Consider the following 15172-nt stretch of genomic DNA (forward strand, 5'->3'; position numbering starts at 1 on the left):
ACGATCACAGCGTTTATACGTCTCAAGATCGGCCCGAGTGCCACATTGCGCCGCACACGTTCGAGAGCCACAGGACGTAAGCCTGCGTGCGAGAGAAAAAGCAAGCCTCCAGCTAAACTCGAGACGCAAGGGTATTGCCGCCATTGTCCATCAACGCCGTTTTCCCGCGCGGGGTGCTTGCAACGTCTATTGCTTCACCTAACCCAACCCGCTAGCTGACACCGGACAAGCTTCGCCGAACATCGCAAGTTTGCGCCGGCAGTTAGCTCGTCGTATCGAAGCATGGATTTCGCATTCGGTCGGCAAGAACCTCTGGATGATCCCGTATAGCGGTGCCGCGGCGGTTAAGTGCCTGGCGGTCGCCTGGTTGCGCGAGCCGCCGAGATGGTTCTAATAGATCATATACGCCAGCCGGCCGAATCGGCTTCCAGCCGTCGAGGGCATCCACCGCGATTCAAAGTCGCTTTCATGTGGCCCGTCCAGAAGCGCTCGTTGGCTCAGAGGGCAGGGCCGTCAACAGGCCGAGCAGGCTGCCAGTGAAGCCTTCGAAGCAGGGTAGAAGCGATCGCCCGTTCCAGCGGCTTGGAGAATCTTAAACAATTATTGAATGTTGATTGCTGCTCCATGTACGTGCGCTCACCGACTTTGCCGCCGCCAGCCATCTACGCGCAGCCGGCACCATCCTCCATCCGATCGCCCCAGTTCTCAGCCTCTGGGCCGGCACCGGTGGGCAAAGCGACAGCACACGGACGCGCGCTTTACAGCCTATGGGCTCTGGCCGTATCGCGTTCACTGCCTCCTTTGCTGCCACGTTACCAAATGAGGTAGGTATCGCGTGTTGGCAATTGTGGTACCTTGTAGGGGATGATCGAAATGAGCGGCGAACAACTTAGTACGTTATAAGCCCTTCAAGCTAGGAGATCTCGAATGGCACCGAATGCAAGCGAAGACGAGAAACGCGAGCGGCGGCCACATGTCGGGCACGACCCGGCTCTGATATCTGGCGCTTCCGCCGATGGCGCTGGGAAATCTACGACAGCCGCATCGCCTATTCCATTTACTTTTCGGGAATGGCAGAGCTCGATTGAAGCGACAAGCAACCTGTTCGCTGCGGCCCTGAAGGACGGACTAGGTTTGGCGGCTTCCTCCCTGCACGATCAGGCCACCTTTCTGAAGGATATCGCGGACTCCAAAACTTCCTCGGAGCTGTTGCGGTGTCACCTGGATTTTCTGGAGAAATTCTGGTCGAGGTCGTTCAGCGCCGGCTCGAAGATATTGGATCATCTCAAGCCACAGCCATCACCCGCGGGAAGGCAGGCGCTTCACTGAGCTTGCGATAAGAGCCCGATCGCAGCTACTTCCTCCAGAGCCGAGGGCATATGTCGCCCACTGACGAGGGTGTGGGTCGCTTTAGTGGCTTCAGCTCACCCGCCAAATCCCACGATTGCTCTGAACTCAAGATGCCGCGAGTTATCTAAGATTCGTTTGCCATAGATACCTCTCTTTTTGTCGAATAGAGCTTTTCTTAGGCGGAGGCAGGCAACCGCTGTCCGCTCAAGGGGGCGCAGATCCGGTTGGCGGCCGATGCCGGGATGAGTGATGACGTGATCGCCACAAGCCTGGGCGTCGGCCACTTGGCGGTCTCCCACCCTTCGACGTTTTTGTCGAAGGCAACCTGGCGGAGAACCAGAGCGAAGAGCCGCCTACCGGGCAGAGCGCGAACTCAACGACAAGGAAGAGGCCCTTCTGGTGGCCACCGCCTGCGGCCCTCCGGCAGGCCGGGCGCTGGACACCGGAGCTGCTAGCTGGCGAATGCTCAGGCTGACGTGGTACCAAGCGTGCCGCCGGAACGTCGTTCTCACGCTTGACTGCAACTTGCCCACACGGGCCGCTTTCGTTTTGGGAATTGCCGGGTCTCGTCAGCTTTCAGTAAGCCAGCCCGGATACAGAGCCGTTGTGGTTAACGGGACGTGGCAGGGACAGCGCTATCTATCCAGAACGGTCAGCGCCGAGTCACGCTTTCCGCTAAACTCAACGGCAGCGCGGAGCGGCAGGGATAGTGCCTTTATCCAGCCCCCCAGGTCGGTAGGCGCCAGGCCGCGCCCGCGCTGTTTCCTGTCGCTGACCTTCTGTAGTCGGCTTTAAGCGTTCAGGGGGTGGAACATGGACGGCTTCAACTCAACATCCTCGCCTTATGCGCCGCAAGTGCGGCGCAACCAGCCGCTGCCAAGTTTGTCTCTTTATGTGCCCCCGAGCTGGCAGCAGGGAGATCCGTGGGCGCCGGAAGACCTCAAGTTGCGAATGGGTTTGCACAAGCTTCTGCCCCATCCGGATCTGAGCCAAATAAAAGTCTTACTCTCGGGGACGTGAACTAAACAGCCGGTATCGGGCCGCCAGGCTCGGAACACGAGATTTTTTTCCGCAGAAACTGAACTAGCTCCCGATTGAAGTCAGCCAAGGCGGCGAGTCGCCCGCGCTGCCTGCGATCCGAGTCGATCGTTAATAAGCCGAATTGGGCTGAACTGGACAGTTGAGCGTTGGCCAGAGTGAGAGCAGGAAGAGGGACAAAAGGTCTCTGAGCCAAGCCAGGACACGGCGGAGGTTGTGGCCAACGGCCGAGAGGAGAACGTTAGCGGCATCTCCGGCGCGGCCTTTGAGATAGCAGCGGCCAAGGTGACCTTCGTTCTTCATGTGTCCGATGATGGGCTCGATGGCGGAACGGCGGCCTAGCTCGCGCTTGATGACGCCGAAGACGCCGCGCTTCTGGCCCGAGATGAAGACGCGGCGGGGATTTTGTGTGTCGTGGCCGCGATATCCCTTGTCGACATAGGCCCGTTCGATCGGGCAGCCGGTGAGGCTCTCGGTGCGCTCGATGACGTTGCGAAGGGTGTGACCGTCGTAGGGGTTGTCCGGCAGCGAGCAGGCGTGGAGCACGAACAAGCCGCCCGGAGCTCTTTGGTTGTTGGTGACGATGGAGGCCTTCACGCAGAACTCATAGGGCGCGGCGGCCTTGCCCTTGCCGATGCACTCGACCTCCGGAGCATGGAAGGAATACAACTTCCAGCCGCGCTGGCGCTGCTGCTGCGAGCCGATCTGGGTGGCTCGGCTCAGCGGCAGGGCGAATGCCCCCTCCAATGCGGCCTGGCCCTCGGTCTTGCGGCGAATGTCGCGGATGATCCGGCCCAGCCGGCTGCGCAGGATGCGCAGCTGTCGCTGATGCCGGTTGAATTGTTTGGCATGAGCGTAGCGGCCCGCCATCATCGCCGCGCTTTTGGCCACGCGAACATAGGATTGCCGGAGCCTGACCCCGTGCTTCCTCGCCAGGCGGTTCAACCCGCGGATCGCTGCATGCAGCAGCTTGGCGTCGGTCGGGAAGCTGATGGCCTTCGGTTGGACGGTCGTGTCGACCGTGACCCGCTTGAGGTCCTGGCTGCGCAACGCACCGCTCGCGTGCGCCACGCGAAGGCTCTCGGCCAACAACCGCTCCAGCTTGTCGCCGAGCCGCTTGCGCCAGTGGCTCAGGTCTGAGCGCTCATGCGGGAAAACGTGCTGGAAAAACTCTTCGCCGGTGAAGAACTGGAAGTACGGATCGTGGACCCAGCGCTCGCACACCCCCTCGTAGATGTGCTTGAGCAGCAGCAATCCGATCATGAAGCGGGTCGCGATACCCGGCCTGCCGTTGTCGCTGTAGAGCGGCGCGATCTCGCCGTCGATCCAGTCCCAATCGACCCTGCCGGCGAGCAGAACCAGCTCGTGTCGCATGTTGATGATCTGGTCCAGCCGGGACCGGAACAGATCGTTCGAGCCTGTCGTCCTGTGCTTCTTTGGTCGCATCGGTCCCTCCGATGCAGCACAGAATCACGGTTCGCAGCGGCAGGGAAATCCAAAATCGAAATTGCAGGTTTTTGCTGTGAAGCCCCAATCCCCTGCAATCTCAAATGCCGCCGCAACCGGAAAACAGACTCTCAATCAAGTGCTTGGAGGCTTGTTCACGGACAACATCCGAAGCTGATCGCCGAGACACGTGAGGCGACTACCAGTCCTGGGGCGAGAGCTTCGTCGCCCTGGCCGAGGGTCTGCAGAACGCGCTGTGGTCGCTCGGCGGGCCAGCGCGTAAGCATCGCACCGGGCCAAGGCCCGAGCCCGTATCAGAGTCCCGTGAATGGTGTCGTAGTTCAGGTATCCCTGCAACACGCGGCGGAGCCACGCGCCGGTATCAACGATGAACGCCTGGCGGCGGTTCGTTACGCCGTGTCGTATCGTGCCATCCTGGCATTGCGGGAGTCGATTGTCACCCGTCGGATTGTGATGCGCGTTTCGCGGGATCGTGAGCGCGGATTTCAGGGGATCGTGAGCAACGATTTCGCAGGATCGTGAGCAAGGCTTTCGGAGCCTTGCAGCGCTTCGGCCGACAACTCAACCGGCTTAGGGATGACCTCGTGGTTAACGAGGAAGTCCAATGCCTACCCAGAGATTGTCGATGCGCCGGATCAAGGAAGTCCTTCGGTTAAAACATTTTCAAGGCCTGCCAGAGCGGGCCATCGCGCGGAGCGTGGGCGTCAGCAACGGCGTTGTGCACAGCTACCTGAGCCGCGCCCGCTCTGCTGGGTTGAGCTGGCCGCTTCCGGAGGGAATGACCGATGAAGACCTGGAGCTTTTGCTTTTCCCGGCCCCACGACCAGCGTCTCAGAGCCCGCAGCGGCCGGTGCCCGACTGGAGCTACATCGATAAAGAGCTCCGCCGGCGCAACGTAACCCGTCGCCTGCTCTGGGAGGAGTATCGCGCCGTTAATCCCGACGGTTTCGGGTACACGTGGTTCTGCACTACCTACGAGGCCTGGAAGGGGCGGGTCCGACCTTCGATGCGGCAGATTCATCTGGGCGGCGAGAAGGTGTTCGTGGATTTCGCCGGCGACACCATCGACATCGTCGATCCCCTGACCGGGGAAGTGCAGCCGATGAAGCTGTTCGTCGCGGCGATGGGCGCTTCGAACTACACCTACGCCGAGGCCTGCCCCAGCGAGAGCTTGGCCGACTGGATCCGGGCCCACGTCAACTTGTTCACGTTTTTGAGCGGAACGCCGACGTTCGTGGTCTGCGACAACCTCAAAGCCGCCGTCAGCAACCCCGACCGCTACGATCCCGGCCTCAATCGCACTTATGCCGAGATGGCGAGCCATTACGGCACGGCCATTCTCGCCGCACGGCCGCGGCGCCCAAAAGACAAGGCGAAGGTCGAGGTCGCGGTGCAAATCGCCCAGCGCTGGATTCTGGCCCGGCTGCGCAATCAGCGCTTCTTTTCCCGGGCCGAGCTCAACGCCGCCATCAAGACACTCGTCGACGAACTCAATGCTCGTCAAATGCGTGGCTTCGGCTCAAGCCGCGCCGAACTGTTTGCCGAACTCGACAAACCCAAGCTAACCCCGCTGCCAGATCAGCCTTATGCCTTCGCACGCTGGAAGCGCTGCCGCCTCGCTCCCGATTATCATGTCGAGGTCGACGGCCATTGGTACTCCGCGCCGTATCGTCTGATTGGCGAGCTGGTCGATGCCCGTATCGACGATCGGACGGTCGAGATCTTCCACAAGGGCCAGCGGATCGCCAGCCATGCCCGCGCGCCCAACCGACGCGGACACACCACCATCGCCGACCACATGCCCAGCGCCCATCGCCGCTACGGCAAATGGACCCCCGCCGCGGTGATCGCCGCCGGCGAGCGGATCGGTCCTTCGACAGCAGCGTTTTTCCAGGCCGCGATCGACGCCCGGCCCCATCCAGAACAAGGCTTTCGAACCTGCCTTGGCATTCTGGCGCTCGTCAAAAGCTACGGCGCCGACTGACCGGAATGGCCAAGGCCTTCGAGGAGCAGCGCCGATCGCCCGATCTCGAAGCCCTGCCGTTCGAAGATCGCATCGGCCTGTTGGTCGACCGCGAAGCCGCCGAACGCGACACCAGGCGGCTCACCACGCGCCTCAAGATCGCCGCACTGCGCCAGACTGCTTGCGTCGAGGACGTCGATCTGCGCACCCCGCGGGGCATCGACCGCGCCGTTTTCGCCAAACTCGTCGAAGGTCGCTGGATCGATCGCCACGAGAATTTGCTCGTCACCGGGGCAACCGGCCTGGGCAAAAGTTGGTTAGCCTGCGCGCTCGGCCACAAGGCCTGCCGCGACAACCGATCAGTCCTCTATCATCGCGTTCCAAGGCTGTTCGAGGCGCTCGCGCTCGCGCGCGGAGACGGACGCTACGCCCGGCTCCTCAAAAGCCTCGGCCGCGCTCAGCTTCTGATTTTGGATGATTGGGGACTATCGGTGCTCACCGCCGCGGAACGCCGCGATCTGCTCGAAATCCTCGAGGACCGACATGGCCGCGCATCCACCATCGTCACAAGTCAGCTCCCGTGGACACCTGGCATGGAGCCATTGGGGACCCCACGGTCGCCGACGCCATTCTCGATCGCCTCGTCCACAACGCCCACCGCCTCCAGCTCACCGGAGAAAGCATGCGAAAACGCAGCGCCAAAACCATCACCCTTGACGGCCAACCAGAACACTGACTCTATCTCCCATCGGCCGTAGCGGGCTGCTCACGATCGTCTGAATTCAGTGCTCACGATCGCGCGAAATCGATGCTCACGATCCGTGAAATCCGCATTGTGAAGTGCGGATTTCGTTGGGTGCACCGCGCAGATGTGCGTGAACCCGAGGAAGTCGAACGTCTTCGGGCGGCGTTGCCCCGGCGCGAGAGGCGCTCGGCCGCGTACCGTCCAAATTCAGAATCCGGGTCTTCTCCTCATTTAGCGAAAGACCGAACTCCGCTATTCGCTCACGCAGGGCGTCGAGAAGGCGTAGGACCTCGGTTTTATTTCGAAGCCCATAAGACTGCCGCCGGCATAGCTGCCGCTGCTTCTCCACTCGTGGGTCCAGAGGTCGAAGACGTGATGCACATTCATATTTACGAAGAGCGGCGGGAGCACCGCCCGTTGCCGCGTACTTACTCGTGCTACGGGCTTCGATGTGAATTTTCATTGCACGCAAGGAACTCGCAACTGACGGCATTTCTGATTCTAGAGTGGCCAAGTTCAGAAACATGGCGAAGAAGCCCGCGCACTACATCGCACAGGCGAATCGAAAAAGATTCGGGATTAGCGGGATGAAGGAGATCGTCACGTGACAACGCCAGCGGTCAGCCGCTTGCGTATCAAATCAATCGCAAGAGCCGGAGGTCTGACGGAAGATGAGTTCCTGCCCGCCGCCGTGCATTGCCCGTCAGTAGCGGATCCGGCGCTGCAAGGAAGGCGCCGCGCTTTGGCAGGGGAGCGGAGCTGGTCGGCGACGCAGCGCCATTACGCCCGCGCGTCCTCGGCATCGTCCTGGGCGCACACCGTGGCGATGAAGGCGGAGACGAGGCGCCGTGCGCTCTTGCCGGCACGTGCCAGCGCATTGCGCATGAAGTGGACGCGGCAGCGCTAGTGGCGTTGAGAACTTCGCCGACCGTGGCCGTGATCCCTCATGAGTATCGGAGACGACGAGCCCGTAGCCCCGCAGGCCGCGGCGGACGAGCTTGCGCAGGAGCGCGGCCCAGAACGTCTCGGCTTCGGATGGGCCGACGTCAATGCCGAGCGCCTCACGCCGGCCGTCGCTGTTAACTCGACGCGATGGTCACCGCGACCGAGACGATGCGCCCCTGCTGACGCAGCTTCACGTACGTGGCCGATCCACAGATAGGGCCGATCGCCCTAGAGCGGGCGGTTGAGGAAGGCCTTCACGTTGTCGCCGATCTCACTGCACATGCCGCGCCGGTCATGCCTTCGACCACCAGCGCCATCAGCCGGAGGCCGAGTGTGTTCCCTAGTCACGAAGGCAGCATGAGCATCGTCGTTATGCGAGACGATGCCGCTCCGTCGGGGTCGATGGCCGCATCACGCATGGAAGGCAATCATCGGAACATGAGAGGCCCGATCGGGTCCACTGGATTGGTCTCCAGTGGGGGACAGCGGCGAGGCACTGCCAGAGCCGCGGTCCGAGCTGAGGTCGGGAGTCGGACTGGTCCATAGTACCTGTGAAGTCGTCGAAGGAAACGAGACGTATGGAGGGAAGGGGCCAGCCCGAGGGGAGCCCGCGCGAGAAGGCCAGGGTCCGGACACAGAGCCGGGTTGCCTTGCCGCCGAACCTCGATCGGGTGAACGCGGCGGCCAAGCGGGCTGCCCAAACCCAGTTCACGGCCTTGCTGCACCACATCGACGAGGACGCTCTGCTTCGGGCGTTTCGACGACAAAAGCGGCAGGCCAGCGCGGGGGTCGATGGGGTAACGATGGCGAAGTACGAAGAGGGGCTCACGGATAACATCCGCGACCTCTGCGGACGGGTCCACACTGGTCGCTACCGGCCACAGCCGGTGCGGCGAGTCTACATCCCCAAAGCCGATGGCGGTAAGCGGCCTCTCGGTGTGCCGGCGCTCGAGGACAAGATCGTCCAAAGCGCGGTGGCCGAGGTGTTGAGCGCCGTCTATGAGGCCGACTTCCTTGGGTTCTCCTACGGCTTCCGGCCGGGGCGGAATCCTCATATGGCGCTTGATGCCTTGCATACGGCGATCATGAGCCAGCGTGTGAACTGGGTGCTCGATGCCGACATACGCAGCTTCTTCGACTCGGTCGACCACGAGTGGCTGTTGCGGATGGTGGCGCACAGGATCGCCGATCCTCGCATCCTACGGCTCCTCGAGCTGTGGCTGCGGGCCGGTGTTCTTGAGAGCGGCGAGAAGCGAGAGACGGACAGGGGCACGCCGCAAGGGGCAGGCATGGCTCCCTGAACGCAAAAGATAACTTCCGCTTTGAACGCGTCATCGTCGGCTGGCGTGATAGAGCCGTTGTTGATTTGAGACGCAAAAGGTAATACCGTTATGTCATATGATTCGATCGACGCAAGCGCAGAAAGCCGAGCGGCTGAGGGCGGCGCGACGCTTGCTCGCGAAGAAAATCGGCATGGCGGAGGCGGCCTTGGTGCTGTCGCGCGAAAGCGGCTTGTCGCTGCGGCAGGCCTATCGCTATCTCGAAGTGGCCAAAAGCAGGGAGCGGCTCCTTCCCGCGCCGCAGCCATCAGTGACGCTCTCCCTGAAGATGCCGGCCGATCTTGCCCAAAAACTCCAGACGCATGCGACGGCTTCCAGGCTTTCGGCAAGCGAGGTGATGCGCCGAGCGGTGGCCGCTTATCTCGCGTCTGTCCGCGAAGATGGCTGAGCGGCGAAAAAAACGCGACGTTCGACTCGAATTTGCGTTCGATCGCCTCGTCGCCGTCAAACTTGAACAGGTTTACGAAATTCTCGTTCCAGATCAGGTGCGCTTCGCGCGCGCTGGCGCCGATGTGACGGGAGGCGAAGATGAAGACCGCCGCGATTTACGCCAGAGTGTCGTCGGACAAACAGAAGGAGGAGAACACGATCGCCAGTCAGACGAGCGCGCTGATCGCTTTCGCGCGCGAGCAGAACTGCGACGTGCCGGCGGAATGGGTGATCGAAGACGACGGCTATAGCGGCGCGAGCTTGTTGCGCCCCGGACTTGAACGACTGCGCGACCTCGCCGCAGAAGGGCGGATCCAAGCCGTGCTCGTCTACGCTCCCGATCGGCTGAGCCGGCGCTATGCGCATCAAATCCTTCTTATCGAAGAGTTCGCGCGCGCCGGCGTCGAAGTCTTGTTCATTCGCTCGAGACGGGCAGCGACGCCGGAAGACGAGCTGCTGCTGCAGTTTCAGGGCATGATCGCCGAATATGAACGCGCGCAAATCCTGGAACGGTCGCGGCGAGGGAAGCGCCATCGCGCCCTTCAAGGCCAAGTGAGCGTGCTTTCCGGCGCTCCGTTTGGCTATCGCTACAAGCGCAAGACCGATCACTCTGCCGCCTATTATGAGATCGACGAGCGACAGGCCGGTATCGTGCGCTGGGTCTACGAGCTTTACACCGCAAAAAGCCACAGCATCGGCGCCATCACGCGCCTGCTCAATGAGCGCCAGATTCCGACAGCCAAAGAAACAGGCCGCTGGGAGCGCTCGACGGTCTGGGCGATGCTGCGCAATCCCGCGTATAAAGGAACGGCCTGCTTTGGCAAGACGCGGATCGCGCCGCGCATGCGTGTGACGCGGCCGTTGCGATTGCGCGGCGGCGTCGCTCCTCGCAATAGCGCAAATCATGAGCTTCCTCGCACAGAGTGGATCGAAATCCCTGTGCCGACCATCATCAGCGAAGAGACCTTCGCATTGGCGAACGAGCTTTTGGAAGCCAACAAGAAGCATGCCCCGCGACGCACGATCACGCCGAGCGCCCTGCAAGGATTGTTGAGCTGCGCCAAATGCGGCTATGGGCTCTATCGCACCTCGACCAGGTCGAGCGCTCGAACCATCCATTACTACCGCTGCTTGGGCTCGGATGGCTGGCGCCGGCTCGGCGGGCCGGTCTGCGACAGTCGCCCGACGCGCCAGGATTTGCTGGACGAGGTGGTATGGAAAGAGATCGCGCGTTTACTTGAAGACCGACAGCTCATCGAAGACGAACTTGAGCGCCGGCTCAAGGCGGCGCGCAACTCCGATCCCACACAGCGCCGGGAGGAAACGCTTCGCCGCGATCTTGCGCGCTCCCGGAAAAGCATCGAGCGTCTCCTCACGGCCTATCAAGAGAGCCTTCTCTCACTTGAAGAGCTGCGCAGTCGCATGCCCGATTTGCGTAGCCGCGAACAGGCTTGCTTGTCGGCGCTGCAGGCGATCGAAGACCAATCGCAGGAGCAGGAGGTTTGTCTGCGTCTCGCTGAATCCGTGACTAGCTTCCTCGAGCGCCTCCGCTCGTCCGTCGGCGCGCTCGATATAATCGAACGCCAACGCGTGCTGCGCCTTCTCGTGAAGGAAGTCCTCGTTGGCGACGACAAGATCGTCATCCGCCACTCCATCCCCCTCCCACCCACCCCTCCCGGTGGAAAGGCGCCCGGCGCCGCCAATAGCTCCGTGACCGCTCCCCCACCGCAAAGTTATCTTTTGCGTTCAGGGAACCATCAGCCCGCTCCTTGCCAACATCTTCCTGCACTACATCCTCGATCTCTGGGCCCACCAATGGCGTCGTCGTCATGCCCGCGGTCGCGTCGTGACCGTGCGCTATGCGGACGACTTCGTCATGGGCTTCGAGAGCAAGGCAGATGCGCAGGAAATGCTCTTGGCCCTCAAGGTGCGGCTGGCCAGCTTTGGCCTGATGCTTCATGAGGGCAAGACGCGGCTGATCGAGTTTGGCCGGTTCGCGGCCGTCTCGCGTCAGCGGCGCGGCGAGCGGCGACCAGAGACCTTCGCCTTCCTCGGCTTCACCCACTACTGCGGGCGGACCCGAGATGGCCGGTTCATCGTGAAGCACAAGACGGAAGGGAAACGCCTGACGCGCAAGCTGACGGCGTTGCGCCAGGACGCCTGGCGGCTCATGCACGCGCCACTGGCCACGCAGCACGAGCGGTTCGCCGCCGCACTGCGCGGGCACTACGGCTACTATGGCAGGCCGCACAATTATCCAGCGCTCAACGGCTTCTACCGCGAAGTGCGTCGGATCTGGCTACGTTGTCTGAGACGACGCAGCCAGAAAAGTCGGCGCATGGGCTGGTCGGAGTTCGACACCCTGACGGCACGCTTCCCTCTGCCCGTTCCACGCATCACTCGCACTTGGGCGCAGGCGCGGATATGACGCGGGTTACCCTCGGGAAGAGCCGGGTGCGGGAAATCCGCCCGCCCGGATCTGTGAGGGCGAAAGCCAAATGGCTGAGCTACTCGACCGCGCCTCTCTTGCTCTGCAGAGTGCGGTGCTGCCGAATGCTTACTTGATCGATAGCTGCTTGAGATCATGGTGGCACTGGAAAGGTCGGATTTGCTCACCGCCCGGCATCGTTGAAGCGTGCTTCTAAGATCTCCGGAAGGAGGATCAGACGTGGTTTTAGGTCCGCCTGAGCAGCTGTCCGAGGTGCCGACGAGCCCCTCATTCAGCCAAATTGTGGCTGATGGAAGAGAAGAACGCGGCTTCCCGGTAGGCTCTCTGCCGTGTAGAGCTGACCGTGGATAAAAAAAGCGGTCATTGGGACGTCCCGGCTCGGCAGAAGGCCTAGATTCTGCAATATGTCGATCACGGCGGGCGAAGCCTCTTGGGAGGCGTGCGTCCAGCCGTCGCCCAAGAACTCTCCCAGTTCAGGCACTTGCGGGACTGGCTGATGGCCTGATGCAGGTGCGGCAGACGGCAGAGGAAGGTTCGGCGCCAGCGCCGAGGGAGCGTCCCTACTCCATTCGAACGGAGCCGCCGAATCAAGCCCTGGCGCAAGACCGCCGTAGATATCTGAGGAAGTCCTCAGTGCCGCAGGCCTAGCTTCGCCCGGCAAAGCGGGCCGAGGGTGATGAATGAGCTGAACGTCCTTGGGCCCTTCCGGTCCCAAGATGGCCGTGTAGCGTTCGCCGCCGATCTCAAAGTTCATGATTGGATGTTCCACAACAGGCAAGAAGTCCCACTCGCCTAACTTGGACAGCATCTCGTCGGGGGCCGGCTGGGTGCGATGGGAAAAATTCTTGGGAACGGCGAAAGAAACATCAAACGTATCGCCGACAGCGGGCGACAGCAGATGGACGAGCTGAACATCGTTGAGCCCTCCCGGTCCCAAGACGGCCATATAGCGCTCACCTCGAATGTCGTAGGCCTTTACCCGCTGTGCTGCATCCGGCAAGAGGCCCCAGCGGCGAAGCCTGTGCATCATATTCGGCGCGGCCTGAGTCCCGTGGGAGAAATGTTCGGGAACGCTCAAAGACGCATCAAAGGCTTCGCCGGCTGCTGCGATCGTCTGCTCAAGGGTGGTCTGCGCCGCAGCGCCTTCGTTCATCATCTGTCCAGAGTGGTCTTCAGAGGCGAAATCGGGCTGCCGCAAGCTCGGATGCCAAGCAGGGGCATCGAAAGGCGCTTCTTGAGCAACACTCTGCGCTGGCGAGGGAACGGTTGGACTCATCGTTGGCCAAGGCATCAGCGCATCGAAGGTCGGCGTTGGCAAAAGGTTCTCGCGGTCCGCTGCATCGAAAAGCGCGTCCTGAGGGACACTTTGCACCGGCGAGTGGATGATTGAACTCATCATTGGACCAGGCACCAGTGCATCGAAGGTCAGCGCGCGAAAGAGGTTCTCGCGACCCTCGGCATGGAAAAGCGCGTCCCGAGGGACACGTTGCACCGGCGAGGGAATGGTTGGACTCATCGTTGGCCAAGGTACCGGCGCATTGGAGGTCGCCGCCGACAAAAGGTTCGCACGATCCGCGGCATCGAAAAGCGCCTCCTGATCGACACTTTGCACCGGCGAGTGAACCATTGAACTGACCGTTGGCCCAAGCATGGTCGCCGGCAAGAAGCTCTCGGCTTCTGCAGCATCGAAAAGCACGTCCTGGGCGACACTTTCCGTAGGCGAATGGACGGCCAACCCCACTCCATGCCAGACCTGCGGAGCATTGAACCCCGGCGGCCGTGAGCTGCGCTCATCTGCATCGTCCCCAATCGGCTGCTCATCGGCCGGCATAGCTGAGGGGGTGGACGGCTGGATGACCTGGCGCGAACTGCCTCCTTCTCCGCCTAAATTGGTCTGCAGGGTAATGGCGCGATAGTCCCGAAGGCCATTCAAGGCGGAGATGAGCATCTTGTCCTTCGGGAACAACCTATCCGCGTGTCCGAGCAGTTTATCATCACTGAGGTCGGCAATGGACAAGGGTCGGAGCGCTACCGCCAACTTCCGCAGTCCGCTCGCATAGCTCTCGGCCGTTTTCCTGCCGATCTGTCGACCAAAACCTGCCTCGGCGGCATCCCTGATAAGACCCTCATCTTCCCTGGAAGGACGATAATGTGTTGAGAGGGGGCGAGCGTTGGCGTCGGGCTCGCGGTACCGACTGATCATTAACAATGCTGGCGCGATGACCCTGTCGTTTGGCAGCAGCTTCCTAGCGTTAGCGAGTAAGGCATCGTCATCGAGCCCAGCAATTGATTTGCCGGACTTCTTCAGCCCCTCGGCGAATTTGCGAAGCCGACGATCATAAATTTTGACGGTGGTCTCACTCGGCGGCGGCCCTCCATTGAGAGCAGCGGCCGATGCCGCCTGGATGAGGTGATCGTCTTCCTCAGTGACATCATGAAGCGCCGCGTGCGGATATACAGGGCCCGCCTCTCGCACGCCTGCCAGGTGCTGCTCAAACGCCACATGCTTTTGATCCGGCTGTTCCACGGCGGCATCCGACGCAGCGGACGCCTTATCGGCTGGGTTGATCGTGTTGAATCGGTCCATGTTCAGTCCGCAGGGCTCGCTCTCTCGCTATTTCGCTACTCACGTTTGCTTTCCAAAACCTGACATCGCCAAGCGGAAAGGTAGAATGAAAGGATAAATGATGGCTCGCAATTGCCTTCTCTGCGCCTTGCAGCATCGCTCGTGCGCCTGAGCGCCAGGTGCTGCACAGTAGGTTCCGACAAGCGCTTAAAGCGCCTATCGGAGCGGCTGCACATTCTGTGTTGTTGGTCCCGCTGCGTCCGGCGCTGTCGTGCTTGCTCCATCTTCTCCGTTGCCCTTGTTGCGCGCTGCGAGAGTAGAGTGACTAGCAAGAGGAGCGGCGGCGCGATCGCCATTTACCGTGCTGACAGACCGATTATCAACCAGGTCGAGCGGATCGTTCACCATCACTCCCAGGTTGTTTTTGGTCGAGCAACCAAGAGTCGGTTCGAACGAATTGTCGTCCACTGCTGGTCCTGCGATCAAAAGCGACGGACAGTTCGGAAGATGCGCTTCAAACGTAATCGCCTCGATCCTGACGGCGGAACGGCCCGATAAATTGAGGGGAGAAGCGGACAGCCGGATGTTAGAGGGAACAACCCCCATGGCGCGTGCTTCGTGCGCCACCTGCGCAATGAGCTTATGGGAGCCGCTGACATCCACATGGAGCGCATCCCGCCGGCCACCACTTGCGTCGGCGATAAAATTACGCAGCTGAAGCTTTTCGAGGGCATGGAGGCTCTGCAGAAGCAAGACACGCTTTTTCTGTTCGACCTGGACTCCTTGTTCGGCAGGATTGGGATGGATCGACGCAGTATTTGCGCAGCCCCCCAATATTGCGGCAAGGACAATCGAATGGGACAAATATCGCATGTTCATA

Annotated in this window: 7 protein-coding genes and 5 pseudogenes; 8 read left to right on the top strand and 4 right to left on the bottom strand. The window is 61.4% G+C overall.

Annotated features, from left to right (window positions below):
- The first annotated feature begins 927 nt into the window (after positions 1–927).
- Together BJA_RS09170 and BJA_RS09175 are read left to right on the top strand one after the other, a co-directional pair.
- Positions 928–1329 (top strand): hypothetical protein, encoded by a 402-nt coding sequence (locus tag BJA_RS09170; protein ID WP_011084637.1) that lies wholly within the window; start codon positions 928–930, stop codon positions 1327–1329.
- Positions 1330–2163: 834 nt separating this feature from the next.
- On the top strand, positions 2164–2370 hold the full coding sequence (locus BJA_RS09175) for a hypothetical protein (RefSeq protein ID WP_011084638.1): 207 nt from the start codon (positions 2164–2166) through the stop codon (positions 2368–2370).
- Positions 2371–2499: 129 nt separating this feature from the next.
- Here BJA_RS09175 and BJA_RS09180 read toward each other — a convergent pair whose 3' ends face one another.
- Positions 2500–3834, bottom strand: a complete 1335-nt coding sequence (locus BJA_RS09180; protein ID WP_011084639.1) for an IS5-like element ISBj2_B family transposase — start codon at positions 3832–3834, stop codon at positions 2500–2502.
- Positions 3835–4459: 625 nt separating this feature from the next.
- Between BJA_RS09180 and istA the strand changes: the two are divergent.
- A pseudogene (istA, locus tag BJA_RS09185) lies at positions 4460–5836 on the top strand (IS21-like element ISFK1 family transposase); the annotation flags it as partial.
- An 8-nt stretch (positions 5837–5844) separates the two neighbouring features.
- Positions 5845–6554: pseudogene (gene istB, locus BJA_RS09190) on the top strand (IS21-like element ISFK1 family helper ATPase IstB).
- Positions 6555–7346: 792 nt separating this feature from the next.
- Here the strand turns inward: istB and BJA_RS09195 are convergent.
- A pseudogene (locus BJA_RS09195) lies at positions 7347–7787 on the bottom strand (transposase); the annotation flags it as partial.
- Between the two features lie 272 nt (positions 7788–8059).
- On the opposite strand from BJA_RS09195, the pseudogene BJA_RS09200 reads away from it, so the two are divergent.
- The 4 genes and pseudogenes from BJA_RS09200 to BJA_RS09215 all read left to right on the top strand — a co-directional run.
- Positions 8060–8806 (top strand): annotated as a pseudogene (locus BJA_RS09200) (reverse transcriptase domain-containing protein); the annotation flags it as partial.
- A 154-nt stretch (positions 8807–8960) separates the two neighbouring features.
- Positions 8961–9236, top strand: coding sequence for a ribbon-helix-helix protein, CopG family (locus BJA_RS09205; protein WP_231088522.1), 276 nt, complete (start codon positions 8961–8963; stop codon positions 9234–9236).
- Between the two features lie 140 nt (positions 9237–9376).
- Positions 9377–10492: pseudogene (locus tag BJA_RS42885) on the top strand (recombinase family protein); the annotation flags it as partial.
- 577 nt (positions 10493–11069) lie between these two features.
- On the top strand, positions 11070–11705 hold the full coding sequence (locus BJA_RS09215) for a reverse transcriptase domain-containing protein (RefSeq protein ID WP_231088697.1): 636 nt from the start codon (positions 11070–11072) through the stop codon (positions 11703–11705).
- Between the two features lie 292 nt (positions 11706–11997).
- Here the strand turns inward: BJA_RS09215 and BJA_RS09220 are convergent, their stop codons facing one another.
- The gene (locus BJA_RS09220; RefSeq protein WP_011084646.1) at positions 11998–14313 is read right to left on the bottom strand and encodes a hypothetical protein; all 2316 of its coding nucleotides are present in this window, start codon (positions 14311–14313) and stop codon (positions 11998–12000) included.
- Between the two features lie 195 nt (positions 14314–14508).
- Positions 14509–15171, bottom strand: a complete 663-nt coding sequence (locus BJA_RS09225; protein ID WP_011084647.1) for a CpaD family pilus assembly lipoprotein — start codon at positions 15169–15171, stop codon at positions 14509–14511.
- Between the last annotated feature and the right edge of the window lies 1 nt (position 15172).

This window comes from Bradyrhizobium diazoefficiens USDA 110 (assembly GCF_000011365.1).
Lineage (GTDB): Bacteria > Pseudomonadota > Alphaproteobacteria > Rhizobiales > Xanthobacteraceae > Bradyrhizobium > Bradyrhizobium diazoefficiens.

Bases quoted from the DNA above. Each gene is read 5' to 3' on its own strand.
- BJA_RS09170 (WP_011084637.1), top strand. From the start codon at position 928: ATGGCACCGAATGCAAGCGAAGACGAGAAACGCGAGCGGCGGCCACAT.
- BJA_RS09175 (WP_011084638.1), top strand. From the start codon at position 2,164: ATGGACGGCTTCAACTCAACATCCTCGCCTTATGCGCCGCAAGTGCGG.
- BJA_RS09180 (WP_011084639.1), bottom strand. From the start codon at position 3,834: ATGCGACCAAAGAAGCACAGGACGACAGGCTCGAACGATCTGTTCCGG.
- BJA_RS09220 (WP_011084646.1), bottom strand. From the start codon at position 14,313: ATGGACCGATTCAACACGATCAACCCAGCCGATAAGGCGTCCGCTGCG.
- BJA_RS09225 (WP_011084647.1), bottom strand. From the start codon at position 15,171: ATGAACATGCGATATTTGTCCCATTCGATTGTCCTTGCCGCAATATTG.